Origin of the sequence: Actinomycetospora sp. NBC_00405, assembly GCF_036044095.1 — a bacterium.
GTDB classification, from domain to species: Bacteria; Actinomycetota; Actinomycetes; order Mycobacteriales; family Pseudonocardiaceae; genus Actinomycetospora; species Actinomycetospora callitridis.
In genome coordinates, this window is the sequence record NZ_CP107938.1 from 5,542,637 (window position 1) to 5,568,416 (window position 25,780).

At 75.7% G+C, this 25,780-nt stretch carries 24 protein-coding genes; 17 read left to right on the forward strand and 7 right to left on the reverse strand.

What is annotated here, in order from left to right:
* Positions 1-13: 13 nt before the first annotated feature.
* The 4 genes from OG774_RS27315 to OG774_RS27330 all read right to left on the reverse strand — a co-directional run bounded on the left by OG774_RS27315 (position 14) and on the right by OG774_RS27330 (position 3,067).
* Positions 14-754, reverse strand: a complete 741-nt coding sequence (locus OG774_RS27315) for a dienelactone hydrolase family protein (protein ID WP_328305471.1) — start codon at positions 752-754, stop codon at positions 14-16.
* An 85-nt stretch (positions 755-839) separates the two neighbouring features.
* Complete coding sequence (locus OG774_RS27320) at positions 840-1,688, reverse strand: SDR family oxidoreductase (RefSeq protein WP_328305472.1); 849 nt, start codon at positions 1,686-1,688, stop codon at positions 840-842.
* An 80-nt stretch (positions 1,689-1,768) separates the two neighbouring features.
* Positions 1,769-2,128, reverse strand: coding sequence for an iron chaperone (locus OG774_RS27325; RefSeq protein ID WP_328305473.1), 360 nt, complete (start codon positions 2,126-2,128; stop codon positions 1,769-1,771).
* Positions 2,129-2,161: 33 nt separating this feature from the next.
* Positions 2,162-3,067, reverse strand: coding sequence for a 1,4-dihydroxy-2-naphthoyl-CoA synthase (locus OG774_RS27330; protein WP_328305474.1), 906 nt, complete (start codon positions 3,065-3,067; stop codon positions 2,162-2,164).
* Between the two features lie 121 nt (positions 3,068-3,188).
* Here OG774_RS27330 and OG774_RS27335 point away from each other — a divergent pair, with 121 nt between their 5' ends.
* Positions 3,189-3,518, forward strand: a complete 330-nt coding sequence (locus OG774_RS27335; RefSeq protein WP_328305475.1) for a TfoX/Sxy family protein — start codon at positions 3,189-3,191, stop codon at positions 3,516-3,518.
* Here OG774_RS27335 and menE read toward each other — a convergent pair.
* Entirely contained in the window at positions 3,491-4,678 is a 1,188-nt protein-coding gene (menE, locus tag OG774_RS27340) for an o-succinylbenzoate--CoA ligase (protein WP_442873918.1), read from the reverse strand. The genes OG774_RS27335 and menE overlap by 28 nt on opposite strands.
* On the opposite strand from menE, the gene OG774_RS27345 reads away from it, so the two are divergent.
* The 8 genes from OG774_RS27345 (at position 4,666) to OG774_RS27380 (ending at position 10,868) form a co-directional block, all read left to right on the forward strand.
* Positions 4,666-5,649, forward strand: a complete 984-nt coding sequence (locus OG774_RS27345) for an o-succinylbenzoate synthase (RefSeq protein ID WP_328311180.1) — start codon at positions 4,666-4,668, stop codon at positions 5,647-5,649. The genes menE and OG774_RS27345 overlap by 13 nt on opposite strands.
* On the forward strand, positions 5,646-6,098 hold the full coding sequence (gene cynS / locus OG774_RS27350; RefSeq protein ID WP_274193842.1) for a cyanase: 453 nt from the start codon (positions 5,646-5,648) through the stop codon (positions 6,096-6,098). Before OG774_RS27345 ends, cynS begins: the two co-directional genes overlap by 4 nt.
* A gap of 63 nt (positions 6,099-6,161) precedes the next feature.
* Positions 6,162-7,118, forward strand: coding sequence for a TIGR02569 family protein (locus tag OG774_RS27355; protein ID WP_328305477.1), 957 nt, complete (start codon positions 6,162-6,164; stop codon positions 7,116-7,118).
* A gap of 98 nt (positions 7,119-7,216) precedes the next feature.
* Positions 7,217-8,620 (forward strand): nitrate/nitrite transporter, encoded by a 1,404-nt coding sequence (locus OG774_RS27360; protein ID WP_328305478.1) that lies wholly within the window; start codon positions 7,217-7,219, stop codon positions 8,618-8,620.
* An 83-nt stretch (positions 8,621-8,703) separates the two neighbouring features.
* Positions 8,704-9,534 (forward strand): uroporphyrinogen-III synthase, encoded by an 831-nt coding sequence (locus OG774_RS27365; RefSeq protein ID WP_328305479.1) that lies wholly within the window; start codon positions 8,704-8,706, stop codon positions 9,532-9,534.
* Positions 9,531-10,211 carry a sirohydrochlorin chelatase gene (locus OG774_RS27370; RefSeq protein WP_328305480.1) on the forward strand — a complete coding sequence of 227 codons (681 nt, stop codon included), beginning with the start codon at positions 9,531-9,533 and terminating at the stop codon, positions 10,209-10,211. Before OG774_RS27365 ends, OG774_RS27370 begins: the two co-directional genes overlap by 4 nt.
* The gene (locus tag OG774_RS27375) at positions 10,208-10,564 is read left to right on the forward strand and encodes a hypothetical protein (RefSeq protein WP_328305481.1); all 357 of its coding nucleotides are present in this window, start codon (positions 10,208-10,210) and stop codon (positions 10,562-10,564) included. The genes OG774_RS27370 and OG774_RS27375 overlap by 4 nt, the downstream gene beginning before the upstream one ends.
* Positions 10,565-10,613: 49 nt before the next feature.
* A complete protein-coding gene (locus tag OG774_RS27380) occupies positions 10,614-10,868 on the forward strand; it encodes a hypothetical protein (RefSeq protein WP_328305482.1) in 255 nt (84 codons plus the stop codon).
* 86 nt (positions 10,869-10,954) lie between these two features.
* On the opposite strand, the gene OG774_RS27385 is transcribed toward OG774_RS27380, so the two are convergent.
* A complete protein-coding gene (locus OG774_RS27385) occupies positions 10,955-11,932 on the reverse strand; it encodes a hypothetical protein (RefSeq protein WP_328305483.1) in 978 nt (325 codons plus the stop codon).
* Positions 11,933-12,310: 378 nt separating this feature from the next.
* Between OG774_RS27385 and OG774_RS27390 the strand changes: the two genes are divergently transcribed.
* From OG774_RS27390 to OG774_RS27415, 6 genes are all read left to right on the forward strand, one after another.
* Complete coding sequence (locus tag OG774_RS27390) at positions 12,311-12,829, forward strand: MSMEG_0572/Sll0783 family nitrogen starvation response protein (protein ID WP_328305484.1); 519 nt, start codon at positions 12,311-12,313, stop codon at positions 12,827-12,829.
* Between the two features lie 85 nt (positions 12,830-12,914).
* A complete protein-coding gene (locus tag OG774_RS27395; protein ID WP_328305485.1) occupies positions 12,915-14,060 on the forward strand; it encodes an MSMEG_0568 family radical SAM protein in 1,146 nt (381 codons plus the stop codon).
* Between the two features lie 5 nt (positions 14,061-14,065).
* Positions 14,066-15,586: an MSMEG_0567/sll0787 family protein gene (locus OG774_RS27400; protein ID WP_328305486.1), complete on the forward strand. Its 1,521-nt coding sequence runs from the start codon at positions 14,066-14,068 to the stop codon at positions 15,584-15,586.
* Complete coding sequence (locus tag OG774_RS27405; protein ID WP_328305487.1) at positions 15,583-16,485, forward strand: carbon-nitrogen hydrolase family protein; 903 nt, start codon at positions 15,583-15,585, stop codon at positions 16,483-16,485. The genes OG774_RS27400 and OG774_RS27405 overlap by 4 nt, the downstream gene beginning before the upstream one ends.
* Positions 16,486-16,495: 10 nt before the next feature.
* Positions 16,496-17,329 carry a carbon-nitrogen hydrolase family protein gene (locus OG774_RS27410; protein ID WP_328305488.1) on the forward strand — a complete coding sequence of 278 codons (834 nt, stop codon included), beginning with the start codon at positions 16,496-16,498 and terminating at the stop codon, positions 17,327-17,329.
* A gap of 2 nt (positions 17,330-17,331) precedes the next feature.
* The gene (locus tag OG774_RS27415) at positions 17,332-18,429 is read left to right on the forward strand and encodes an MSMEG_0565 family glycosyltransferase (RefSeq protein ID WP_328305489.1); all 1,098 of its coding nucleotides are present in this window, start codon (positions 17,332-17,334) and stop codon (positions 18,427-18,429) included.
* Positions 18,430-18,568: 139 nt separating this feature from the next.
* Here OG774_RS27415 and OG774_RS27420 read toward each other — a convergent pair whose 3' ends face one another.
* Entirely contained in the window at positions 18,569-18,868 is a 300-nt protein-coding gene (locus OG774_RS27420; RefSeq protein ID WP_328305490.1) for an MGMT family protein, read from the reverse strand.
* Between the two features lie 157 nt (positions 18,869-19,025).
* Between OG774_RS27420 and OG774_RS27425 the strand changes: the two genes are divergently transcribed.
* A complete protein-coding gene (locus OG774_RS27425; RefSeq protein ID WP_328305491.1) occupies positions 19,026-22,265 on the forward strand; it encodes an ATP-dependent helicase in 3,240 nt (1,079 codons plus the stop codon).
* Positions 22,262-25,735, forward strand: coding sequence for an ATP-dependent helicase (locus tag OG774_RS27430; RefSeq protein ID WP_328305492.1), 3,474 nt, complete (start codon positions 22,262-22,264; stop codon positions 25,733-25,735). The genes OG774_RS27425 and OG774_RS27430 overlap by 4 nt, the downstream gene beginning before the upstream one ends.
* Positions 25,736-25,780: the final 45 nt, after the last annotated feature.

Below are 25,780 nucleotides of genomic sequence, written 5' to 3' on the forward strand. Positions count from 1 at the left end.
AGCGCCCCGCTGGTCAGGGCGCCTGGTGCGCCGTGAGGAAGGTCGTCATCGTCTCGAGGTGGCGCCGGTCGGCGGCGGGGTCGTGCGTGGGGTTGTCGGGCACCGCGAAGCCGTGGGCGGCGGGGTAGGTCTCGATCTCGGCTCGCACCCCCGCGGCATCGAACGCGTCGCGCAGGCGCCGGTGCTGGTCGGCGTCGAAGGCGGCGTCGTCGGTGGCGGCGGCGACGTAGACGGCGGCGCGGATGCGGTCGGCGACCAGGTGGGGGCTCGTGGGGTCGTCGGCGACCGCGAGGCCCCCGCCGTGGAAGGTGGCCGTGGCGGCGACCGACCCGGGATGGTGGCCGGCGGCGCGCAACGCCATCCCGCCGCCGAAGCAGTACCCCACGGTGCCGAGCCCCGGGTGCGCGACCTCGGGTCGCCCGGCGAGTGCCGCGAGGTACGCGCCGGCGTCGTCGTCCGACTTCTCGGGGGTCAGGGCGCGGACGAGGGCCGTCAGCCGGGCGAACTCCTCGGGGTCCCCGAAGAGCGTCGTCGTGTCGAAGGGCGCGTAGGGCGTCCGGTAGTAGATGTCGGGCAGCAGCACCGCGAAGCCGCGTCCGGCGAGCCGGTCGGCCATCGCGACGAAGGTCTCCCGGACCCCGCCCGCGTCGGGGTAGTAGAGGACGCCCGGCCACGACCGGTCGCCGTCGGGGGTGTGCAGGGTCGCGGGGCAGGTCCCGTCGTGCGTCTCGATCTCGACCGCGGTGCGCGCCAAGGGGTCCTCCTCCGCCGGTGGCTCGGAGTGATCGTGTCGTGCGGCGCGCCCCGGCGCGGGCGATCTCGCTGTGGGCGCAACCCGTTCAGCGCTCGGCGAGCAGGTCGTCGAGGGAGCGCGCCCGGTGCCCGGTGAGGGTCGGGATGTCGTCGGTGACGCCGTCGAGCTCCCCGCTCGCGATGGCGGTGTAGGTGCTGACCCACGCGTCGAGCTGCCAGTCGGGAGCCTGTCCGGCACGGGAGGCGTAGGCCTCGTCCACGGTCTGGTCCTCGAACGTCACGGACCGGCCGGTGCGGCGGGAGATGACGTCCGCGGCCTCCTCGAGCGTGAGGGCCTCGGGTCCGGTGAGGCTGTAGGTCGCGCCCTCGTGCGCGCCCGGGTCGACGAGGATCGCGGCGGCCGCCTCGGCGATGTCGTCCTGGGCGACGGCCGCGACGCGACCGGTGCCCGCGGGGCCGCGGACGACGCCGTCGGCCTCGACGAGCTCGGGCAGGAAGTCGAGGTAGAAGTTGTCGCGGAGCAGCACCGTGGCGAGCCCGCTCGCGCGGAGGTGCTCCTCGGTGGCCCAGTGGTCGCGCGCGAGGGTGAAGGTCGCCGCGGGGGAGGCCCCGAAGAACGAGACGTAGACGAGTCGGCGCACGCCGGCGGCCGCCGCCGCGTCGATGAACGTCCGGTGCTGCTCGACGCGGTCGGGCGTCTCGGAGCCGGAGACCATGAGCACCGTGTCCACGCCGTCGAGCGCGGTCCGGACCAGCTCGGGCTCGTCGTAGGCGCAGCGGACGGGGAGGGCGCCCGCGAGGTCCGGGGCACGCTCGGGGCTCCGGACGGCGAGCCGTTGGGCCACGCCGCGCGCGGCGAGCAGCCGCGCCACGCGCCCGCCGAGACGCCCCGTCGCTCCCGTGACCGCGATCCCCGGCCGTCCGTCCTCGCCCATCCGGCGTCTCCCTGTGCTCGGCTCCCTCGGTGATCGCGGCAACGCCGGCGGCCGGCCGTGTCTTCCGGGGCCTGCCCCGCTCAGCGGACCGGGTCCCGCGACGCCGCGGTCTCGGTGAGCATCGTGCGGACGAGGTCGTGGTCGATCTGGTCGACGCGGCGGAACCGGACGCAGCCCTTGCCCACGTCGAGGTGCGCCAGCTCGTCGCGGTGGCGGTCGAGGACGTCGGCGCGCATCACGTACAGCGGGAGGTGCTGCTTCTGGCTCGCGAAGGCCAGCTCCGTCTCGCCGTCGCGCACGTAGGCGGGCATCCCGTGGCGGATCTCCTCGGAGAAGCCGGGCAGGCACTGCCAGCAGTCCCGTCGGAGCGCCCGCAGCGCGTCCTGGCGGCCGGGCGCCGCGGCGGCGATGTAGGCGTCGACGTCCTCGTGTTCGGCCACGGCGTCGGTCCTACCAGGAGCGGCGTCCCGCGGTCAGTAGTACCAGGGGTAGGGGCTCCAGTCGGGCGTCCGCTTCCCCAGGAACGCCTCCTTGCCCTCGGTCGCCTCGTCGGTCATGTAGGCGAGGCGGGTGGTCTCGCCGGCGAAGAGCTGCTGGCCGACGAGGCCGTCGTCGGGGAGGTTGAACGCGTACTTCAGCATCCGCTGCGCCTGCGGCGACTTCCCGAGGATCTCGCGGGCCCACTGGATCGCCGTGGTCTCGAGCTCGGCGTGCGGGACGGCCTCGTTCACCGCGCCCATCGCGTGCATCTGCTCGGCGGTGTACGTCCGGCCGAGGAAGAAGATCTCGCGGGCGAACTTCTGGCCGACCGCGCGGGCGAGGTAGGCCGACCCGAACGCGGCGTCGAAGCTCCCGACGTCCGCGTCGGTCTGCTTGAACCGGGCGTGCTCGGCGCTGGCCAGCGTGAGGTCGGCGACGGCGTGCAGCGAGTGCCCGCCGCCGGCCGCCCACCCGTTGACGACGGCGATGACGACCTTGGGCATGAACCGGATCAGGCGCTGGCACTCGAGGATGTGCAGCCGCCCGGCCCGGCCCTTCTCGTCGGCGCCGACCTCGGTCTCGGACTCCGCGTACTGGTACCCCGTGCGCCCGCGGATGCGCTGGTCGCCGCCCGAGCAGAACGCGTGGCCGCCGTCCTTGCCGGACGGGCCGTTGCCGGTGAGGAGGACGGCGCCGACGTCGGCGCTCGTGCGGGCGTGCTCGAGGGCGGTGGCGAGCTCGTCGACGGTGTGGGGACGGAACGAGTTGCGCACCTCGGGACGGTCGAACGCGATCCGCACGCAGCCCAGCTCGACGTGACGGTGGTACGTGATGTCGGTGAAGCTCGCGACCTCGCGCCACACGGACGGATCGAACAGCGGGGCGTCGGCGTCGACCATGGGCGCGAGCCTAGGAGCGAGCGCGCGTACCCACCCGGCGGGAGACGCTTCGGAAATCGAAGCGTCCTGACGAAGGGACTCGCGACCGCCGGGTGTCGTGGACGCGCGCCATACTCCCGCCATGGCCTACGACGGGGAGCTCGCCGACCGCCTGCGCGCGCTGCTGGCCGGCGAGGAGCACCTCACCGAGAAGCGGATGTTCGGCGGGCTCGCGTTCCTGCTCGACGGTCACATGGCGCTCGCCGCGAACTCCCGGGGCGAGCTCATGGTCCGCATCCACCCGAGCCGTGCGGACGACCTGCTGGCCCGGCCGGGCGTCCGGCCCATGGTCATGCGCGGGAAGCCGATGAGCGGCTGGCTGGACGTCGACGCCACCACGATCGACGACGCGACGCTGCAGGGATGGGTCGACGAGGGCGTGTCCTACGTGCGCTCGCTGCCCCCGAAGTGAGCGCGCACCGCCGACCGGTCCGGTTTCCCGATCCCGCGTAGGGGCAGCGCCTCGAGCACGGCCACCGATCGCGGCGCCGCCCGGCCGAGGCCCGGGGCGACGGCGGCGCGCAGGGCGTCCGGGTCGAGGTCGTCGCCCACGACGGCGGCGACGACCCGCGACCCCCACTCGGGATCGGGCACGCCGACGACGCACGCCTCGCGGACACCGGCCTGCGCGAGCAGCGCGCGCTCGACCGTCGCCGGCGCGACCTTCTCCCCGCCGGTGACGATGACGTCGTCCGCGCGCCCGAGCACCTCGAGACGGCCGTCCGCCCTCCACGCGCCGAGGTCGTTGGTGCGGAAGCCCCGGGTCCCGTCAGCGCTGTCGGTGAACGCCGCGCGCTCCGCGTCGGACACCGCACCCCGGTACCCCGCGGCCACCGTCGCGCCCCCGAGCCGGATGCGTCCGTCCTCCTCGAGCGTCACCGTGACCCCGTCGAGCGGGCGCCCGTCGTAGACGCACCCGCCGCAGGTCTCGCTCATCCCGTACGTCGTCACGAGGCGGACGCCCGCAGCCCGGGCGCGTCCGAGGACGGAGGGGTCCGCGGCCGCGCCCCCGAGCAGGACCGCGGTGAAGGTGCGCAGCGCGTCGAGCGCGGGCCCGCCGGCGTCGAGCAGGCGCAGGAGCTGGGTCGGGACGAGCGAGGTGTACGCCGCGCCGCAGCGGGTGGCCGTCTCCGCGAACGCCGCGGGACGGAAGCCCTCGCGCAGGTCCATCACGGCGGCGGGAGCGCCGGCGCGGGCCGAGCGCAGCAGCACCTGGAGCCCGGCGATGTGGTGGGCGGGCAGCGCGAGCAGCCACCGGCCGGGGGGTCCGAGGCGGGCGTACGTCGCGTCGGCCGAGGCCCGCAGCGCGTCGGCGGGCAGCACGACGGCCTTCGGGGCGCCGGTCGAGCCGGTGGTGGTGACCACCGCGGCGACGGCGTCGTCGACGGGCGCGAGCAGGTCGTCGGTCGGGGCCGGGTCCCCGGGGCCGGTCGGGAGCACGGCCGGCCCGTCGCCCTCGAGCGCCGCCAGGGCGGTGGCACCGAGGCGCGCGGCGGCGTCCGGGCTCCCGTCGGTCGGGACGGTCACGACGGCGCGCACCGACCTAGGGTAGGCGGGTGATGGGTCCCGCATCGGTCGTCGCCCTGCCCCTGCGGACGCGGTTCCGGGGCATCACGGCACGCGAGCTCGCGCTGGTCGAGGGCCCGGCCGGGTGGGGCGAGTTCTGCCCGTTCGTCGAGTACGACGACGCCGAGGCGCTGGCGTGGTGGCGCTGCGCGCAGGAAGCCGCGCACGAGGGGTGGCCGGCCCCGGTGCGCGAGCGGGTCGAGGTCAACACCACGGTGCCGGCGGTCGGGCCGGAGCACGCGCACCGGATCGTCGCCGCGTCGGGTGCGCGGACGGCCAAGGTCAAGGTCGCCGAGAAGGGCCAGGATGCGGCTCACGACCTCGCCCGCGTGGAGGCGGTGCGCGACGCGCTGGGGCCGGGCGGCAGGGTCCGCGTCGACGCCAACGGCGGCTGGGACGTCGACGGCGCCGTCGCCGCGATCCGCGCGCTCGCCCGCGCCGCCGGCGGGCTGGAGTACGTCGAGCAGCCGTGCGCGTCGGTCGACGAGCTCGCCGCGGTGCGTCGCCGCGTCGACGTCCCGGTGGCCGCCGACGAGTCGATCCGCCGGGCCGAGGACCCTCTGCTGGTCGTGCGCGCCGAGGCCGCCGACGTCGCGGTGCTCAAGGTCGCGCCGCTCGGGGGCGTGCGCGCCGCGCTCCGGATGGCCGAGGAGATCGGCCTGCCGTGCGTGGTGTCGTCGGCGGTCGAGAGCTCGGTGGGGCTCGCGGCGGGCCTCGCGCTGGCCGGCGCGCTGCCCGACCTGCCCTACGCCTGCGGCCTCGGCACCGCCGACCTGCTCGCCGCCGACGTCGTCACGGCTCCGCTGCACCCGGTGGCCGGCGTCCTGGACGTGCCCCGGCACCCGCCCGTCCCCGACCCGGGTCTGCTGGCGCGTTACGACGCGGATCCGGATGCGCAGCAGTGGTGGACCGCCCGCCTGCGCCGGGTGCAGGCTCTCGCCGGAACCAGCCCCAGCCCGAGGAGAACGCCGAGATGACCGACAGGGACGACCGCCTCGAGGCCGGCCGCGAGATCGTGCGCGCCAAGGAGGCCGCGGGGGTCAGCTGGGCGAAGCTCGCCGAGGCCCTCGACCGGTCGTTGGTGTGGACGACGTCGGCGCTGCTCGGCCAGCAGCCGCTCGACGCGACGCAGGCCACCACCGTCGCGAAGCTGCTCGACCTCGACGAGGAGACCGTCGAGGCCCTCCTCCTGCCCCCGGTGCGGGGCGACGCCGCGATGGACCCGACCGAGCCCGTCACCTACCGGCTCCAGGAGGCCCTGCAGGTGTACGGCACGAGCCTCCACGAGCTCATCCGCGAGGAGTTCGGCGACGGCATCATGAGCGCCATCGACTTCACCCTCGACTTCGAGCGCGTCGAGGATCCGAAGGGTGACCGGGTCAAGCTGACGTTCAACGGCAAGTTCCTGCCCTACAAGGTGTGGTGAAGCCCCCGACACGCCGGTGGCGGCTGAGGGGGTCGCTCCGCGCTCGCGAGTAGCGTGCGGAGCGTGACCGCCGCGCCCCCGCACAAGACGGCGCCCTCGCCCGACGAGGACGCCGCGACGGGTGCGGCCGCGTCCGAGCCGCGCCCCACCGGGTCCGACGCGGGCCCCGGTGCCGACGCCGCTGCCGGCGCCGACCCCCGCCTCGAGCACGGCCCGCCCGAGCACGTCCGGACCGCGTTCGGGGTGCGCGAGGCGGTGCCGCGGCCGCGCCCGGACCTGCCCGGTCCGGCGTGGCGCTGCGACGCGCTGGTGCTGCGCCCGGTGGCCGACACCGTGCTCGCCGCGTGGTCGGCCGGCGCGATCGAGGAGCTGGGCACCGCCGGCGTCGACGGCCTGCGCCTGGCCCGTCCGGTCCGCGCGAGCGACGGCCGACGGGTCGTGGCCGGCTGGGCCGCGAGCCACGACGTCCCCGGCCGGGTCGAGCCGCGCCACGACGACGTGATCGCCGCGTCCCTGCGCCTGCACCGCGCCACCGCCCGCCTCGAGCGCCCGCGCCTGGTCGACGACCGCGACGACCTGCTCGCCCGCGCCGACCGCGCCGCCTTCGGCGAGCGCAAGCCCCCGCTGGACCCCGAGACCGGCGGGACGTTGTTCGCCGAGCTCGCGCGCCGCCGTCGTCCCCTGGACCGGCCGTCGCAGCTGGTGCACGGCGACCTCTTCGGCACCGTGCTGTTCGATCCGTCCGACCCGAGCGCACCGCCCGCCGTGCTCGACCTCGTGCCGTTCTGGCGGCCCGTCGAGTGGGCGGCTGCGGTCGTCGTCATCGACGCCCTGGCCTGGGGCGGCGCCGATCCCGGCATCCTCACCCGCTGGTCGCACCTCGCGGAGTGGCCGCAGATGCTGCTGCACGCGCTGCTCTTCCGCCTCGCCGTGCACGCGCAGCACCCGTCGTGCACCCGCGAGTCGCTCCACGGGCTCGAGCACGCCGCGCGCCTCGTCGGCAGCCTCCTGCCCTACTAGGAGCCACCCGCCTCCGGTGACGAGCCCCGCACGCGGGTTCGTCTCGTCGCAACACGCGGTCATCGCCACGTAACACGCGGTTCCTACCGTCCGCCGTCATGACCGCATCCCCGGCCCCATCTCCGGCCCAGCAGGCCGGCAGCCTGCTGCGTGGACGCTGGATCGACGACTGGCGTCCCGAGGACGAGTCGTTCTGGCAGAGCACGGGCAAGAAGATCGCGAACCGGAACCTGTGGTTCTCGGTGCTCTCCGAGCACATCGGGTTCTCGATCTGGTCGATGTGGTCGGTCCTCGTGCTCTTCATGCCCGAGGCGACCTACCACGTCGACACCGCCGGGAAGTTCTTCCTCGTCTCCGTGCCCACCCTGGTCGGGTCGGTGCTGCGCCTGCCCTACACGATGGCGGTGGCGGTCTTCGGCGGACGGAACTGGACGATCATCAGCGCCGCGCTGCTGCTGGTCCCCACGATCCTCGCCGCGTTCGTCATGCACCCGGGCACCTCGTACACGACGTTCATGGTCGTCGCCGTCTTCGCGGGGGTCGGCGGCGGCAACTTCGCCTCGTCGATGACGAACATCAACGCGTTCTTCCCGGAGAAGCAGAAGGGCGCCGCGCTCGGCATCAACGCCGGCGGCGGCAACCTCGGCGTCGCGGTCGTGCAGCTCATCGGGCTGCTGATCATCGCCACCGCCGGCACCGGCGCGCCGCGCATCCTGCTCGGGATCTACATCCCGCTGATCGTCGTCGCGGTCCTCTGCTCGGCGCTGTTCATGGACAACCTGACCTCGGTGCGCAACGACTCCGGCGCGCTCAAGGAGGCCACCCGCGACGCGCAGACCTGGATCCTCTCCTTCCTCTACATCGGGACGTTCGGGTCGTTCATCGGCTACAGCTTCGCGTTCGGCCTCGTGCTGCAGAACCAGTTCGACCGCACCCCGCTGCAGGCGGCGGCGGTCACGTTCATCGGCCCGCTGCTCGGCTCGCTGATCCGCCCCGTCGGCGGCTGGCTCTCCGACCGCGTCGGCGGCACGAGGGTGACGTTCTGGAACTTCGTGGCGATGGCCGCGTCGTCGCTGATCTGCATCTGGGCCTCCGCCATCGAGTCCCTGGCGATCTTCACGATCGGCTTCGTGCTGCTGTTCATCACCTCGGGCATCGGCAACGGCTCGGTCTACAAGATGATCCCGGCCGTCTTCCGCACCAAGGCGCTCGCGGCGTCCGAGGAGCGCGGGTGGGACACCGCGGAGGCCCTGCTGTGGGCGCGCCGCATCTCCGGGGCGGTGATCGGCATCGCCGGCGCGATCGGGGCGTTCGGCGGCCTGCTGATCAACCTCGCGTTCCGGTCGTCGTTCCGGACGGCGGGCAGTGGCACCCCGGCGTTCTGGTCGTTCGTCGCCTTCTACGCCGTCTGCTTCGTCGTGACCTACGTGGTCTACATGCGCTCGGGCAAGGCCGCGACCGATCCCGGGACGGGCCGGCGGATGTCCTACGCGGAGGTCTGAGGCGTGACGTCGGCCGAGCCCCGCACCGTCGGGGTCGCGGCGACCTATCCTGTGCGGGTGGTGTCCTCGGAGATCGGTCGCCCGTGAGCGCGCAGACGCTCGCGGGATGGCGCGTCGGCGTGACGGCCGACCGCCGCGCCGACGACCAGCTCGACCTGCTGCGGCGCAAGGGCGCGGAGGTGCTGCACGGGCCGACGATGCGGATCGTGCCGCTCTCGGACGACGCCCGGCTGGCGGAGACGACGCGGGCGTTGCTCGCCGACCCGCCCGCGGTCGTCGTCGCCACCACCGGGCAGGGCTTCCGCGGCTGGCTCGAGGTGGCGTCGGACTGGGGGCTGGGCGACGCCCTGAACGCGATGCTGGGCTCGGCGACGCTGCTCGCCCGCGGCCCCAAGGCGCGTGGGGCGATCCGCGGTGCCGGGCTGCGCGAGGCGTGGTCGGCCGACGAGACGGAGTCGTCGCCGGAGGTCCTGGCGCACCTGCTCGACGAGGGCGTCGACGGCCGGCGCATCGCGGTGCAGCTGCACGGCGACCCGATGACCGACTTCCTCGCCGCGCTGCGCTCGGCCGGCGCCGACGTGGTGACCGTGACCGTGTACCGGTGGGAGCCGCCGCCGGACCTGCCCGCCATCGACACGCTGCTGGACGCGATCGTGGCCCGCGAGGTGCACACCGTGACGTTCACCAGCGCACCGGCGGTCGAGGGGCTCGTCCACCGCGCCGAGGGCCGGGGCATGCGCGACGAGGTGCTCGCTGCGCTGCGTTCGGGCGAGGTCCTGGCCTGCTGCGTCGGACCGGTCACCGCCGCGCCGTTGGAGCGCCTGGGCGTCGTCGGCATCGCGCCCGAGCGCTTCCGGCTCGGGGCGATGGTGAAGCGCTTGGAGGAGCACGCCGCCGTGCTGGCCCGTCCGTGACGGCACCCGCGCTGCTGCTGCTCGCCCACGGCACCGAGGACCCCGCAGGCCAGGCCACCTGGGACCGGCTCGCGACGGCCGTGGACCGGGCGCTGCCCGGGATCGAGGTGCGGCTGGCGTACGCGGGGGTGGCGGCCCCGTCCCTGCCGGACGTGCTGGACGAGCTGCCCGGCCCCGTGGTCGTCGTGCCGGCGTTCCTCGCCTCCGGGTTCCACGTGCGGGTCGACGTCCCCGAGCAGCTCGCCGCGACGGGACGCGACGACGTCGTCGTGGCCGAGCCGTTCGGGCCCGACCCGGCGCTGGTCGGCGTGCTGCTCGACCGGCTCGCCGAGGCCGGCGCGGAGACCGGCGACACGGTGGTGCTGGCCGCGGCGGGGTCGACCGACCCCGTGGCGCAGGACGACCTGCGCACCGCCGCGGCCCTGCTGACCGCGCGGGTGGGCCACGACGTGCCGGTGGGCTACATCGCGGGCGGGGAGCCGCGGGTCGCCTCTGTGGTCGAGTCCACCGCGGCGCGGGGCCCCCGCAGCGTGATCGCGACCTGGCTGCTCGCGCCCGGGGCGTTCCACCGGTGGCTCTCCTCGGCGGGCGCCGCGCTGGTCGCCGAGCCTCTCGGGGACCACCCGGACGTCGTCGGCGTGGCCGTCGCGCGCTACCGGGCGGCGGCCGGGGCGTGAGCGTGGGTCTCGCGGTGCACCTCTACGACTCCGGCGGGCGCTGGATCGCGTGGTACCGCCCGGGGATGCCGTACGTCTGGAACACCCGGGACCGCTGGATCGGCTGGTTCCCGTGGTCGCACGAGTCGTCCCCCGAGCCGCGCGACGACGTCCTCGACCCCTCCGACCGGTACCTCGGCACGGTCGTCGGCGACCGTCTGCTGGCCCGCACGGCCCGCCGACCGCGATCGATCCCCGCGAGGGTCCCGGAGCCCCAGCGTCCGGTCGGCCCACCCGACATCGACCGGGCGATGGCGCTGCCACCGCCGATCGGGTTCGTCGACATCGCCGCTCATCGCCTTCTCGGCAACTGAGAGCCACCCCGGTGTTTACCGTTCGTCACGAAAGGGTGATGCTAGGCGCATGCTCGCACGCGTCATCGGGACCATCGTGATCATCCTGGTGCTGTTCGCGATCGTCTCCGACCCCCAGGACGCCGCCTCGACGACCCGTGGCGGCGCCTCGACCCTGGCCGACGCGGGCACCTCGATCACGGTGTTCCTGTCGAGCGTCGTCAACAACCTCGCCGTCGCCACCGGCTCGTCGTCCTCCACCACGACCACGTACCCCGCCGGCCCCGTCGAGACCGGCGACGGCTCCACCCCGATCGACCCGTAGGTCCTGGGGGCGGGGGTCCGGGAGTGCCAGCGTGGGGGCCATGCTGACGTTCAACGTCAGATAATCCCCCAGCTCGAGAGAGCGACTCAGGCGACGCGGCGGATGTCGTCCTCGAACGTTGCACGCGGTGGGGGCAGCGCGGCAGCAACGGCCAGCCCGTCCAGAAGGTCCCGGAGGGTCCCGTCCGGATCGTCGCGTCGCTGGGAGGGGCGCGTGCTGACGAGGTGCAGCCCGACGGCTCGCAGAGCGCGCTGACGCCACAAGGTGGCCTCGACCTGGTCGGGGGTGGCGAAGTGGTGTTCCGTCGAGTCGATCTCCCAGACGAACCCGTACTCCTCGACGAGCACGTCGACGATGCCCACCTGCCGGTGAGCGGCGTCCAGGACTCGCACGTTGAAGCGCGCCGGCGGTAGCTCCGGCTGAGCGAGCCACCACGCCCGCGCGTCGAACTCCGCGACCGATCTCACGCCGTCCTCGATCGCGCGCAGAACGGCTCGGGGGGTCGAGCTGCCCTTGCGGCACCCCGCGTCGAGTTCTTCGAGCAGCTGCTGCGGAGTCACCAGCCGGCGCTGGACGGGCTCGGCCAGGCACGCCGCGATCTCCCGCGCGTCCCGGAGAGCGCGGACCTCGTCGAGGACGGCCCGGCAGAGGGGCGCGACGGCGAGGCCCGCCCGCTCGATCGCACGGGGCATCCGCGACGTCCGTTCGACGTGGAAGAGCCGCCAGCTGCGCACCTGTTGCGCATGGGGGATCAGGAGGTGCACGCGGTCGGGCTCGGGGCCCTGGCGGAGACCGTGCAGACGGAGCGCCGCGCGTCCCGTGATCACGGCGTGGTCCCCGGCATGGAGGAGCCCTGCGATCAGGTGCTGGCGCCAGGTCCGCGTGCCGTTGTGCAATGCGACGATTCCGGGGCCGAGTCGTTGCCAGGGGCCGCCGTCGCGGCACCGACGGTAGGTGGTCCCCTCAGGGACCCCGAGCCGCTCCAGCTCGCGGGCCGTGATCACGCCCTCGTTGCTCGCCGCCCACAGCATCTCGGGCTCGAGCGCCCAGTCACCTCGCCGCATGCCGTCGACGGTGACTGCTGGTCCGCCCGATGCGTGAGTCCTCGCCCGTGGCCTGTGGACGCATTCGGCGGATGTGCACCGGTCGCCTCGATGGCCAGCTGGGGGCTTTGCTGACGTTGAGCGTCAGCATGGCCCCCAGGCTGACACCCCCGCCCCCGTCATGACCGCGAAACACGGGGCGGAGGTCGACCCGCTCTCGTAGTCACGAAGAAACACTTCGGAAATGGTCGGTTGGTGAGCTGATCTCAGCGAGGAACCGGGACCCCGGCGGGGTCGGCGAGGACCCCGCACCCCCGAGTTCCCCTCGCGCCCGACGCCGTCGGGTGCGCAGGGCGCACCACGTTCCCGCTCCACCGAACGTCTCCGAGGGAGAACCGCATGACCAGCACCGAGCTCTCCGACGTCGAGAAGAAGAGCCTCGAGGAGATCCCGCACCCGTCGCTGCCCGAGGGCTCGAGCATCTACGGCGGGACGAAGGTCTTCCCCGACCTGCAGGCCGAGAACGGCGAGAGCTACTTCACGCTCGTCCACGGCATCGCGCACGAGTCGTCGGTCAGCTTCGTCGCCGTCCTCCAGGCCACCCGGGCGCTGCGCAAGGGCTTCGAGTCGGCCATGTACTTCTACGGCCCGGGCTCGCTGAACTGCCTGGCCACGCGCGGCTTCCCCACCACGGGCACCTCGGCGTTCCCGGGCGAGCACAACATCAACGACCAGCTCAAGACGTTCATGGGCGAGGGCGGCAAGGTCTACTGCTGCCGCTTCGGACTGTCGCTGCACGGTGCCCGCGAGGAGGACCTCATCGAGGGCGTCATCCCCACGCACCCGCTCGACGTACAGGACGCGCTCATCCACTTCGCCCGCAAGGGCGCGATCATCAACTCGACCTACCAGCTCTGACGCGCACGGCCCGGTGCGGGGGCGGCACGCCCGTCCCCGCACCGCGCCCGTGACACCCCGAGTCGAGCGCCCTGGAGGTCCGTTGATGTCGTCCCCGCAGTCCGATCTGGGCCTGTCCGCCCGTTCCGAAGTGGCCGTCCGCGGTGTGGCGCTCGACCTCCCCGACACGTTGTCCGGCCCGACGACCACCACCGACCTCGGGTCGACGATCCCCTTGCGCCGGCCCGGTGGCGCCGGACCGTCCGCCGACGGCCACGTGCTCGTCGACGGCCTCAGGACCACGATCCCGATCAACCCGGCGAGCCCCTACCGGCTGCGCGACGGGCGCCTCGTGCGCACCGGCCCCGACGGCGGGGTCACCGACCTGGGCGTCGAGGTCGCCACCGTCGCCCGTCCCGCGTTCTACGACCTCACGACGGCCGACGGCGTGCCCTACGAGAAGATCGCCCGCCTGCACGGCGACGACGTCCTCGCGACGACGGTCGTCCAGACCTGTGTGCGCTACGGCGAGCAGGACCGCTGCCGGTTCTGCGCCATCGAGCAGTCGCTGCACACCGGCGCCACCACCGCGGTGAAGACGCCCGAGCAGCTCGCGGAGGTCGCCGAGGCCGCGGTCCGCCTCGACGGCGTGCGGCAGATGGTCCTGACCACCGGGACGAGCAACGGCCGTGACCGCGGCGCCCGGCACCTCGCCCGCTGCGTCCAGGCGATCAGGGCGGTGGTGCCGGGCCTGCCGATCCAGGTGCAGTGCGAGCCGCCCGCGCCCTCCGACCTCGCGGCCCTGCAGGAGCTCCGCGACGCCGGCGCCGATGCCATCGGCATCCACGTCGAGTCGCTCGACGACGACGTGCGTGCGCGCTGGATGCCGGGCAAGGCGTCCGTCCCGCTGTCCCAGTACCGGCTGGCCTGGGACGAGAGCGTCCGCCTCTTCGGCGCGAACGCCGTCTCGACCTATCTCATCGTCGGCCTCGGCGAGGACCCCGACGAGCTGGTCACCGGCGCCGCCGAGCTCGTCGACCGCGGCGTGTACCCGTTCGTCGTCCCCTACCGCCCGATCCCGGGCACCCTGGCGTTCGCCGACGGCGACCCCGCGCCGGATCCCGAGCTGCTCGCCGAGGTCACCGCCCGCGTCGCCAAGGTCCTCGTGGCCGCCGGCATGCGCGGCGCCGACCAGGCCGCCGGGTGCGCCGCGTGCGGCGCGTGCTCGGCACTGTCCGCGGCGGGGGGCTGAGGTCCGTGTCGATCCTCGACCACCACGCGTTCGGACTGGGCGCCGCCGACGAGATCCTCGGCGGCCGGGCGCGCCGCCGTCCCCACGACGTCACGATCTCCGAGGCGCCGGCGATCGACGCCCGACACCCCGACGTCGTCGCCCACCGGGCGCTGCGGCGCGCGGTCTTCGTCGACGAGCAGGGATTGTTCCGCGACTCGATGATCGGGGCCGCCGGCGACCTCGACGGGCACGACTGCGACCCGCGCGCGATCGTGCTCGTCGCCCGCGACGGCGCCGGCGGCGTGCTCGGCGGGGTCCGCCTCGCCCCGGTCGACCCCGACGCGTCGCGTCCCGACCTCGGCTGGTGGACGGGCAGCCGCCTCGTCGTCGCTCCGACGGCCCGCCGACGGGCCGGCATCCGGGTGGGGGCCGCGCTCGTCCGTGCCGCGTGCGCCCGCGCCGAGGCCGCCGGCGTGCTGCGGTTCGAGGCCGAGGTCCAGGCCGCCAACGAGAGGCTGTTCGCGCGTCTCGGCTGGCAGCGGCTCCGGGTCACGACGGTCGTGGGCCGCCCGCACGTGCGCATGCGCCGTCCGATGGGCCGCTTCGCCGACCTCGTCGCCGCGACCAAGGCCCCGCTCGGCGAGCTCGTCGCCGGCCTGGCGGGCTCGGGCCTGCACGTCGGTGACGACGGCGCGCCCGTGCCGGGCAGCGACCTCGTCGCGGCGTGCGACGCGATCCTGCCGGCGATGGTCGAGCGCGACCCCGAGTGGGCGGGCTGGTGCGGGGTGCTCGTCAACGTCAACGACCTCGCCGCGATGGGGGCCGAGCCCACCGCGCTGCTCGACGCCGTCGGTGCCCGCGACGCGTCGTTCGCCCACCGCGTCCTCACCGGGCTGCGCGCCGCCGCCGACGCCTACGGGGTGCCGGTGATCGGCGGGCACACCCAGCTCGAGGTGCCCGCCTCGCTCGCCGTCACGGCGCTGGGGCGGACGGCCGCTCCCGTCCCCGCCGCCGGCGGACGGGCGGGCATGGAGGTCCGGCTGACCGCCGACCTCGCCGGCACCTGGCGCCCGGGCTACACCGGTCGTCAGTGGGACTCCACCTCGACGCGCGCGTCGGGTGACCTGCGCGCGATGGTCGCGGCGATCGGGCCGGACGCGGTCGCGAGAAATCCGGGCACCCGGCCCGCGGCCGCCAAGGACGTCTCGATGGCGGGGGTCGTCGGGACGCTCGGCATGCTCGCCGAGGCCTCGGGCACCGGTGCGGTGCTCGACGTCGCGGCGGTCCCGCGTCCGGTCGGCGCGAGCGTCGCCGACTGGCTGACCTGCTTCCCCGGCTTCGCCCTGCTCACCGCCGACGCGTCCGGCGCCCCCGCCCCGTCGGCGGGTCCCGCCACGAGCGCGGTGTGCGGGGAGCTCACGGATGCGGCGATCGGACCGGCCGGGGTCGCCCTGCGCTGGCCCGACGGCGAGGTCACCGAGGCCGTCGCCGGGGGCGTCACCGGACTGGGCAGCGCCCGGACCAGCGAAGGGAACCACCCGTGAGCGTGAGGACGTTCGCCGCCGCGGCCGCCGGCTTCGGCCGCGACCTGGACGAGAGCTTCGCGACGATCTCGTCGCTGCTCGAGCGGGCGCGGGCGGCGGGGGCCGACGTGCTGGCCCTGCCCGAGGCCGCGCTGGGGGGCTACCTGTCGTCGCTGCACGACGATGCAGCCACCAACGATCCGGCTGACGTGCCGCCCCAGCTCGACGTCGACGGCCCCGAGATCCGCCGGCTGATGGCGCTGGCCGGGGACATGGTCGTCACGGTCGGCTTCTGCGAGCGCGGGGACGCGGCGTCGGGCCACCGCCCGTACAACAGCTGCGTCGCGGTGACCGGCGACGGCGTGCTCGGTCACCACCGCAAGGTCCACCAGCCGCTCAACGAGAACAACTCGTACGCCGCGGGCGACCGCTTCGCCGCGTTCGACACTCCCGTCGGCCGGATGGGCATGATGATCTGTTACGACAAGGCCTTCCCCGAGGCCGCGCGCGCCCTGGCGGTCGACGGGGCCCGGATCGTGGTGTGCATGTCGGCGTGGCCGGCGTCGCGTACCAACCAGGCGCCGGTGCTCGCCGACGACCGCTGGACGCGTCGCTTCGACCTCTTCGACCGGGCCCGTGCGCTGGAGAACCAGATCGTCTGGGTCTCGGCGAACCAGGCCGGGACGTTCGGTGACATGCAGCTCGTCGCGAGCGCGAAGATCGTCGACCCGGGCGGGGAGGTCCTCGACACCACCGGCACCGAGGCCGGCCTCGCGGTGGCGTCGGTCGACGTCGACGACGCCGTGGACGCCGCTCGCCGTTTCATGGGCCACCTGCGCGACCGGCGGCCCGCGTCGTACCTCGGCACGCCGGACGACGCGCCGCCCGTCGTCCCCGCCGTCGCGGCGCGCGCCAGCTAGGCGGGCGCGGGTGGTCCGTCTCGCCGCCGCCGCGGCCCACTTCACGCGGGACATCGGGTTCGACCTCGACCGCATCAAGATGATCATCTCGCACGCGCGGGACGCCGGGGTCTCCCTGTTGGCGCTACCCGACGGCGCGCTCGGCGGGTACCTCACGGACCTGCGCGGACCCGACGAGGACGACCTGCCGCCGCTGCTGGAGCCGAACGGCGACGAGGTCCGGTCGGTGATCGACTTCGCCGGCGACATGGTGGTGTGCCTCGGGTACAGCGAGCGGGCCCTCGACGAGGGGAACGGGCTGGTCCGCTACGACGCGGCGGTCTGCCTCTCCGGCGACGGCATCCTCGGGCGGCACCGCAAGGTCCACCTGCCCGCCGGCATCGCGCCGCTGTTCGCGGCCGGCGACGGGTTCCGCGCGTTCGACACCCCGGTGGGCCGGATGGGCCTGCTCATCGACCACGACAAGACCTTCCCGGAGGCGGCGCGCGCCCTGGCCGTCGACGGCGCCGAGATCATCGCGTGCCTCTCGGCCTGGCCGACCTCGTTGACCAACCGCGCGCCGCGGATGGCGCAGGACCGGCAGGCGCGGCTGTTCGACCTCTACGACCAGGCGCGCGCCGCCGAGAACCAGGTCGTCTGGCTGTCGTCGAACCAGAGCGGGCGCTGCGGCGCGCTGCACTTCCTGGGCCGGGCGAAGGTCGTCGGGCCGGGTGGGGAGATCCTCGCGCGCACGTGGTCGAAGGGCGGGCTGGCGGTGGCGGAGGTCGACCTCCCGGACCTGCTCGGGGCGGCCCGCACGGTGCTGCACCACCTCGCCGAGCGTCGTCCGGAGACCTACGGTTGATCGTGCGGATCGCCCTGCTGACGTACTCGACGAAGCCGCGCGGCGGTGTGGTGCACACGCTCGCGCTGGCCGAGGCGTTCGCCCGTGCCGGGCACGACGTGACGGTGTGGGCGCTGGCGCGGGGCGGGGACGCGGGCTTCTTCCGACCCGTCGACGCCGCGGTCAGCGTCCGGCTCGTGCCCGTCGAGGAGGTCGAGGGCGAGACGGTCGGGGAGCGGATCCTGCGCTCGATCGCGCTGCTGGCGTCGGCGTTCGAGGGATCGTTCGACGTGGTGCACGCGCAGGACTGCCTGACGGCGAACGCGGTGGGCCGCGCGCGGGGGTACGAGCGTCTGTGGCGGACCGTGCACCACCTCGACGCGTTCACGACGCCCGAGCTCGCCGCCTGCCACGAGCGGGCGCTGGTGGAGCCGTCGTCGCTGGTGTGCGTGTCGGGGGCAGTGGCGGGCGAGGTCCGGGCGGGCTGGGGCCGGTTGCCCGCGGTGATCCCCAACGGGGTGGACGCGGCGCGCTTCGCCCGCGCGGCCGAGGCCGGGGCGGGGGAGCCGTGGCGCGCGCGGTACGGGCGCTACGTGCTCGCCGTCGGGGGGATCGAGCCCCGCAAGGGGTCGCTGGAGCTGGTCGAGGCGATGGCGCGTCTGGCGCCCGCCCACCCGCCCGTGCCGCTGCTCGTCGCCGGCGGGGACACGCTGTTCGACTACCGGGGGTATCGCGACGAGGTGTTCGCGCGCGCGGCGGCGCTGGGCGTGGAGCCCGTGGTGCTCGGCCCGGTCGACGACGCCGAGCTGCCGGGTCTGGTGGCGGGCGCCGCGGTGTTCGCGTTCCCGTCGACCAAGGAGGGCTTCGGGCTGGCGGCGATGGAGGCGCTGGCGGCCGGGGTCCCGCTCGTGACCCGCGACCTGCCGGTGCTGCGCGAGGTGTTCGCCGGCGCGGCGCGCTTCGCCGACGGCCCGGAGGGCTTCGCGCGCGAGATCGCGGGCGTGCTCGAGGGGACCGACCCGGACCTCGACCCCGCCCACGCGACCGTCGGCCGCGCCCTGGCCGCCGCGCACACCTGGGACGCCGCCGCCGAGGCGCACCTCGCCCTGTACCGGCGCTGAGTGCACTCGCTGAGTGCAAGCCCTGCGGTCTCGCTGGCACTCAACGCCAGGAAATCCGCTTCGTCGCGGCGCGGAGTTCGGCGAGGTGAGTGCCAGCCTGGGGGCCACGCTGACAATCCAACACAGCACGCCGATACGGTCAGGAAATCCCCCCGCTCGAGACACGGTGGTTCGCGAGCACCACCCGCCCGTCGCGGATCTCGACGCCCTCCTCGCGCAGGCGCGCGTGCTGCTCGTCGGCGATGTGGGGCGCGCTCGACCCGTCGGCGCGCAGGACCCGGTGCCACGGCAGGTCGGCGCCGTCGTCGCGCAGCACCCAGCCGACCACGCGCGCGGAGCGCTCGCCGGCCGCCGCGGCGACGTCGCCGTACGTGGACACCCGACCCTCCGGGATCGCCCGCACCGCCGCCCGGATGCGCTCGTGGCGCGCCTCGTCCACGGCTGGGAGTCCAGCACGGCGACGAGGGTGGCGGGCACCCCGGGCTCCGTGATCGACGCGGATTTCCTGGCGTTGAGTGCCAGCGTGGACGCAGGGCCTGCACGACACGCCCACCTCCGCGCCGGAACTGTCGGGGGGTCGTGGTGAAGTGAACGGCGTGAGTGAGGAGCGTGCCCCCGAGCTGCGGCGTGCCGCGGCCTGGGTGCCGGGCGAGCTGGTGCTCGACGACGCCGCGCGGCGGGTCGTCGAGCACGACGCGGGCTTCCTGCGCGTGCTGGGCGGGCCCGGCACGGGCAAGACGACGCTTCTGGCCGAGCGGGTCGCGCGCCTGCTGCACGAGCGCCCGGACGCCCGCCCGCTGGTGCTCGTCGGCGACCGGCGGGCCGCGGCCGCCCTCCGCGAGCGCATCGCCGCCCGCCGCCGGGTGCTCGACGGGCCGGACCGCGGCGCGTCGGCGGCCGCCGAGCCGCTCGTGCGCAGCGTGCACTCCTACGCCTTCGCCGTCCTGCGACGCCACGCCACGCGCCGCAGCGAGGCACCGCCGCGCCTGCTGCCCGGCGCCCAGCAGGACGCCATGGTCCGCGAGCTGCTCGCAGGCGAGATCGCGGGCGTCGGCGCGCCGTCGGGCTGGCCGCTGCGCATGCAGCCCGCGCTCGAGGCGCCCGCGTTCGCCGGCGAGGTGCGCGACCTGCTGCTGCGCGCCGCCGAGCGCGGCCTCGGGCCGCGCGAGCTCGCGGACCTCGGCAAGCGCCACGGCGTGCCTGCGTGGATCGCGGCCGGACGCTTCTATCGCACGTACGAGGAGGTCACGCTCCTGCGGGCGGCGGCGGGCTCGGCCAACCCGCTGGCCTCGGCGCCCCCGCTCGACGCCGCCGAGCTGGTCGCGGCGGTGCTCGACGCCTTCGTCACCGACCCGGACCTCCTCGAGGCCGAGCGCGCCGCCGTGCGCCACCTCGTCGTCGACGACGTCCAGGACATGGACCCCCAGCAGATCGAGCTCGCCCGCGCGCTCGGCGCCGCCGCCGACGACTGGGTGCTCGCGGGCGACCCCGACTCCTCGGTCCTCGGCTTCCGCGGGGCCGCTCCGGAGCTGCTGCGCGACGCCGACCCCGGGGGCCTGGCCACGGTCGTCCTGCGCACCGACCACCGCAGCCGCCCCGCCCTGCGCGGGGCCGTCGCCCGCGTCGTCGCCGCGCTGCCCGGCGCCGGGCCGGGACGGACGCGGGCGGCGCCGACCGAGGAACGGACCGAGGACCCGGGCAGAGTCACCGTCGACGTCTTCGCCACCACCGGGCGCCAGGCCGCCGCGGCCGCCGACCGGCTGCGCCGCGCGCACCTGCAGGACGGGGTGCCGTGGTCGCGGATGGCGGTGATCGTGCGGTCGGTGTCCGGGTCGCTGCCGCCGCTGCGGCGCGCCCTGCTCGCGTCCGGGGTGCCGCTCGCGGTCCCGGCCGACGACACCCCGCTCGCGGCGCTCCCGGCCGTCGCCCCGCTGCTCACGGTGCTGCGCTGCGCCGCCGACCCGGCGCGCCTCGACGCCGACACCGCCCTCGCCCTGCTCGCCTCCCCGCTGGGCGGCGCCGACCCGCTGGCCCTGCGCCGCCTGCGCCGCGGCCTGCTGCGCCGCCACGAGGCCGGCGGGGGAGCGGCGGACACCCCGAGCGACGCGCTCATCGTCGACGCGCTGACCGACCACATCACGCAGGCGAAGAACCCCCTCGCGCTGCTCAGCACCTCGGAGGCCGCCCCGCTCGCCCGGATCGGCGAGCTCCTGGCCGCGGCCGCTGCGGCGATCGAGAAGGCCGCCTCGGTGCCCGACGTCCTGTGGGCGGTGTGGGAGCGGAGCGGGCTGCAGCGCCGCTGGGTGGCCGCGAGCGAGCGCGGGGGCGTCACGGGCGCGCAGGCCGACCGCGACCTCGACGCCGTCGTCGCCCTGGTCGAGCGCGCCGCCCGCTACGTCGAGGACCTCCCCGGCGGCACCGTCGCGGGGTTCGTCGCGCAGGCCGACGACCAGCGCATCCGCGCCGACACCCTCGCCCCGCGCGCCCCCGACGGCGAGGCGGTCGCGGTCCTCACCGCCCACGCCTCCCGGGGACGCGAGTGGGACGTCGTGATCGTCCCCGACGTCCAGGAGGGTGTCTGGCCCGACCTGCGCCGACGGGGCACGCTCCTGGGCGTCGAACGCCTCGTCGACGTCCTCGCCGGTCTCCCCGACGACCCCGCGGTCTCCGCGCAGGCGCCCCTGCTGGCCGAGGAGCGGCGCCTCTTTGCTGTCGCGCTCTCCCGGGCACGACGCGCGGTGCACGTCAGCGCCGTGGAGGCCGAGGACGTCACGCCGTCGCGGTTCCTCGACGACGTCGACGGGGGTCCCGTCACCGACGACCCGGCGGAGGCGAACCGCCCGCGCAGCCGCCCGGGCCGGGCGCTCGTGCTCGCCGAGCTCGTCGGCGAGCTGCGGCGCGCGGTCACCGACCCGGACACCTCCCGACAGCGCCGCGAGCGCGCGGCCGCCGGTCTCGCGCGCCTCGCCGAGGCCGGCGTGCCGGGGGCCGACCCCGACGACTGGTACGGCCTGCTCGCCCCGTCCACCGAGGCGCCGCTGCGCCCGGCGACCGCCCCCGTCGCGGTCAGCCCCAGCGCGGTCGAGACGATCCTGACCTGCCCGTTGCGCTGGGCGCTGCAGGCCCACGGCGGCGACGACAGCGACTCGCTGGCGTCGGTCACGGGCTCGCTCGTCCACGCGCTGGTCCAGCGGGCGGCGGAGGGCGCCGACGAGCGCGAGCTCCAGGACGCCCTCGACGTCGCCTGGGCCTCGGTCGACGCCGGCGCGCCGTGGTTCTCGCGCCGCGAGCTCGCCGGCACCCGGCGAATGCTGGCGTCGTTCCTCGCGTGGCGCGACCAGACCCGCGCGCACCTCACCGAGGCCGCGGTGGAGCGCGAGATGGAGGTCGCAGTGGCCGAGGGCGTGCGGGTGCGCGGACGGGTCGACCGCCTCGAGATCGACACCCACGGCCGGCCCGTCATCGTCGACGTGAAGACGGGCAAGACGCCGATCTCCCACGCCGCCGCGCAGGAGCACCCGCAGCTCGCGGTCTACCAGCTCGCCACCGCGCTCGGCGCCTTCGCCGAGACGCTCGCGGGCCCCGACCGCACGGCCGCGCGCAGCGCCCCGGGCGGCGCCCGCCTGGTGTACCTGTCGCGAGCCGGTGGCGCGGCGAAGGAACGCGCGCAGGAGCCCCTCGACGACGAGGGCCTGGCCGCGTGGCGCGACCACGTGAGCGCGGCCGCCCGCGCCACCGAGGGCCCGGTCTTCGTGGGCCGCGAGAACGACTCCTGCCCGCGCTGCCCGGTGCGCACCGCGTGCCCGGTCCACGTCTCGGGGAGGCAGGTCCCGTGACGACGATCGCCCCCGCCCGGAGGCTCGACGGCACCGAGCTCATCGACCCCGTCGAGCTCGCCGAACGCCTGGGCCTGCGCCGGCCCACCGAGGAGCAGGCGGCCGTCATCGGCGCGCCCTCGGAGCCCGCGCTCGTCACGGCGGGCGCCGGGTCGGGCAAGACCGAGACGATGGCCGCGCGCGTGGTGTGGCTGGTCGCCAACGGGCTGGTCCGCCCCGAGCAGGTGCTGGGGCTGACGTTCACGCGCAAGGCCGCAGGCCAGCTCGCCGACCGCGTGCGGCGCCGGCTCCGGGTGCTCGGGTCCTCGAGCCTGCTCGACGAGCTCGACCCCACCGGCGACCGGCGCCTGGCGGCCCGCGCCGGCGAGCCGACGATCTCGACGTACCACGCCTACGCCGGGCGCCTGCTCGCCGAGCACGGCCTGCGCCTGCCCGTCGACCCCGGCGCGCGCCTGCTCTCGCCCACCGCGTCGTGGCAGCTCGCGCACCGCATCGTGTCCACCTGGGCCGCGGACCTCGACACCGACCGCGTGCCCTCCACGGTCACCGCGCTCGTGCAGTCGCTGGCGGGCGAGCTCGGCGAGCACCTCGCCGACGCCAGCACGCTGGCGCTCCACGCCGAGCGCTTCGCCCGCGCGGTCGAGGACGCCCCGCGCGCCAAGGGCCAGAAGGCGGCGCTGCCGGTGGCGCTGGCCAACAAGGTCGCCGCGCAGCGGTTCCGGGCGGCGCTGCTCCCGCTGGTCAGCGAGCTGGCCGAGCGCAAGCGCGCCGAGCGCTGCCTCGACTTCGCCGACCAGATGGCCGCGGCCGCCCGCCTCGCCGAGACCCACGACGAGGTCGGGGCCGCCGAGCGCGAGGCGTTCCGCGCGGTGCTGCTCGACGAGTACCAGGACACCGGGCACGCGCAGCGGATCATGCTGCGCTCGCTGTTCGCGAACGACGAGGGCACCTCGGTCACCGCGGTCGGCGACCCCTTCCAGTCGATCTACGGCTGGCGCGGTGCGAGCGCGGCGAACCTTCCGCGGTTCGTCACCGACTTCCCGCGCGTCGATCCCGACGGCGAAACCGTCGCGGCCGCCCGCCACGGCCTGCTGACCAGCTTCCGCAACCCGCCCGAGGTGCTCGCCCTCGCCAACGGCATCGCCGAACCCCTGCGGGCGGGCGGCGTCCCGGTCGACGAGCTGCGGCCCCGTCCCGGCGCCCCGGCCGGCGACGTGCGCGTCGCCCTGCACGACGACGTCGAGGCCGAGCGGGCGTGGCTCGCCGACGCCGTGGCCGACCGGTGGCGGGCCGCGGCCGACGCGGACACCGAGCCGCCCACCACCGCGGTGCTCGTGCGCCGCCGCGCCGACATGAGTGCGCTGGCCGCCGCGCTCCGCGCCCGCGACCTGCCCGTCGAGGTCGTCGGCCTCGGCGGGCTGCTCGACGAGCCCGAGGTGCGCGACGTCGTGTCGGCGCTGCGGCTCGTGGTCGATCCCCTGGCCGGCGGCGCGGCGGTGCGGCTGCTCACGGGCGCGCGCTGGCGCATCGGCGGCGCCGATCTCGCCGCGCTCTGGCGGCGTGCCCGCGAGCTGGCGGCGCCGGCCCCGGGCACCGACGTGGCCAGCACGGTCAGCCGAGAGGTCCCCGACCCCGTCGCCGCCGCGCTGCCCGGCGAGCACGCCGAGCGGGCGGGCCTGGTCGACGCCCTCGACGACCCGGGGCCCGCGGCGCGCTACTCCGCCGTCGGGTTCGAGCGGCTCAAGCACCTCGCGCACGAGCTCGCGATGCTGCGCCGCCGCGTCACCGCCCCGCTGGTCGACCTCGTCGCCGACGTGGAGCGCGTCCTGCTCCTCGACGTCGAGACCGCCGCGCGGCCCGGTCCGACGGGCCGCGCGCACCTCGACGCGTTCGCCGAGGTCGTGGCCGACTTCTCGGCCGGCGCCGCTTCGTCGGGCGGCACCGCGACGGTCACCGCGCTGCTGGCCTACCTCGACGCGGCCGAGGAGGCCGAGGACGGGCTGACGCCCGGCGAGGTCGACCCCGTGACCACTGCCGACCCGGCCACCGGCGGGACGCGCGTGCAGGTCCTCACCGTGCACGCGGCCAAGGGCCTCGAGTGGGAGCTGGTGGTGCTGCCACACGTCGTCGAGAAGGTGTTCCCGGCGGGGAAGCGGTCGGGATCGTGGCTGACGTCGGTCGCGTCGTTGCCCGTGCACCTGCGCGGCGACCGGCCGGATCTCCCCGGGCTCGAGCTCGACGGGGCCGCGGACCGCAAGGAGATCCAGGAGCGGCTCGACGAGCACGAGCGGGCCTTCGACGACCGCCGTCTCATCGAGGAGCGGCGCCTGTTCTACGTCGCGCTCACCCGCGCCGAGCACGCGCTGCTGGTGTCCGGGCACTGGTGGGGGGAGACCGGCGAGTCGCCGCGGGGGCCGTCGGACCTGCTCGCCGAGGTCGGGGAGCTGGCCGCCGCGGGTGGCGGGCGCTGCGGGGTCGTCGAGGCGTGGGCCGAGCCGCCCGAGGAGGGCGTCGCCAACCCGATGGCGTCGGCGGTCCACGAGACCGCCTGGCCGGTCGACCCGCTGGGCTCCCGGCGCGCCGCGGTCGACGAGGGGGCGGCGCTGGTCCGGGCGGCGCTCACGCAGCGCGCGGAGGAGCCGGACGAGGAGCCCGAGGCGCAGGAGGACCCCGAGGGCTGGGCCGCCGACATCGAGGTCCTGCTCGCCGAGCGGGCGGCGGCCCGCCACCGGCACGCGCGGGTGCTCCTGCCGCCGCAGCTGTCGGTCAGCCAGCTCGTCGACCTCGCCGCCGACCCGGACGCGCTGGCCCGGCGGCTGCGGCGCCCGGTGCCGCGTCCCCCCGACCCGCGGGCGCGCCGCGGCACCGAGTTCCACGCGTGGCTCGAGCGCTGGTTCTCGGCCACCGAGCTGTTGGAGTTCGACGAGCTCCCCGGCGCGGCTGACGAGGACGCCGACGCGGCCGCCGACCCGGCGGGCGCCGCCGATGCCGCCGAGCTGCGCGAGCGCTTCACCGCCAGCCGCTGGGCCAACCGCACGCCGGTGGCGGTGGAGGTCCCGTTCGAGACCGAGGTCGCGGGCACCCTCGTGCGCGGCCGGATCGACGCGGTGTTCGCCGACGACGACGGCGGCGCCACGGTGGTCGACTGGAAGACCGGGCGGGTGCCGTCCGACGACGCGATGCCGGCGCTCGCCGTGCAGCTCGCGGCGTACCGGCTGGCCTGGTCGGCGCTCTCCGGGATCCCCGTCGAGCGGGTGCGCGCGGCGCTGCACTACGTCCGCGACGACGTGACCAAGAGCCCCGCCGACCTGCTCGACGCCGCCGGCCTGCGCGCGCTCGTCGCCACCGTGCCGGAGGAGCAGCGCGTCCCGGAGGGCGATCCGCAGGCCCCGTCGTTCGCGGGCCCCGACGACACCGACCCGGACGCGGACGAGGGCCCGGGCGAGGACGTGGACCCCGAGCCCCGCTGATGACCCCGAGCAGCCGGCCCCGGGCAGCCGACCCGGGCAGTCGCC

What these genes read in the sequence shown, in the direction of transcription:
- OG774_RS27380 (WP_328305482.1), top strand. Translation starts at nt 10,614, where the DNA reads ATGCTCGCACGCGTCATCGGGACCATCGTGATCATCCTGGTGCTGTTC.
- OG774_RS27385 (WP_328305483.1), bottom strand. Translation starts at nt 11,932, where the DNA reads ATGCGGCGAGGTGACTGGGCGCTCGAGCCCGAGATGCTGTGGGCGGCG.
- OG774_RS27390 (WP_328305484.1), top strand. Translation starts at nt 12,311, where the DNA reads ATGACCAGCACCGAGCTCTCCGACGTCGAGAAGAAGAGCCTCGAGGAG.
- OG774_RS27335 (WP_328305475.1), top strand. Translation starts at nt 3,189, where the DNA reads ATGGCCTACGACGGGGAGCTCGCCGACCGCCTGCGCGCGCTGCTGGCC.
- cynS (WP_274193842.1), top strand. Translation starts at nt 5,646, where the DNA reads ATGACCGACAGGGACGACCGCCTCGAGGCCGGCCGCGAGATCGTGCGC.
- menE (WP_442873918.1), bottom strand. Translation starts at nt 4,678, where the DNA reads ATGCGGGACCCATCACCCGCCTACCCTAGGTCGGTGCGCGCCGTCGTG.
- OG774_RS27360 (WP_328305478.1), top strand. Translation starts at nt 7,217, where the DNA reads ATGACCGCATCCCCGGCCCCATCTCCGGCCCAGCAGGCCGGCAGCCTG.
- OG774_RS27345 (WP_328311180.1), top strand. Translation starts at nt 4,666, where the DNA reads ATGGGTCCCGCATCGGTCGTCGCCCTGCCCCTGCGGACGCGGTTCCGG.
- OG774_RS27330 (WP_328305474.1), bottom strand. Translation starts at nt 3,067, where the DNA reads ATGGTCGACGCCGACGCCCCGCTGTTCGATCCGTCCGTGTGGCGCGAG.
- OG774_RS27395 (WP_328305485.1), top strand. Translation starts at nt 12,915, where the DNA reads ATGTCGTCCCCGCAGTCCGATCTGGGCCTGTCCGCCCGTTCCGAAGTG.
- OG774_RS27320 (WP_328305472.1), bottom strand. Translation starts at nt 1,688, where the DNA reads ATGGGCGAGGACGGACGGCCGGGGATCGCGGTCACGGGAGCGACGGGG.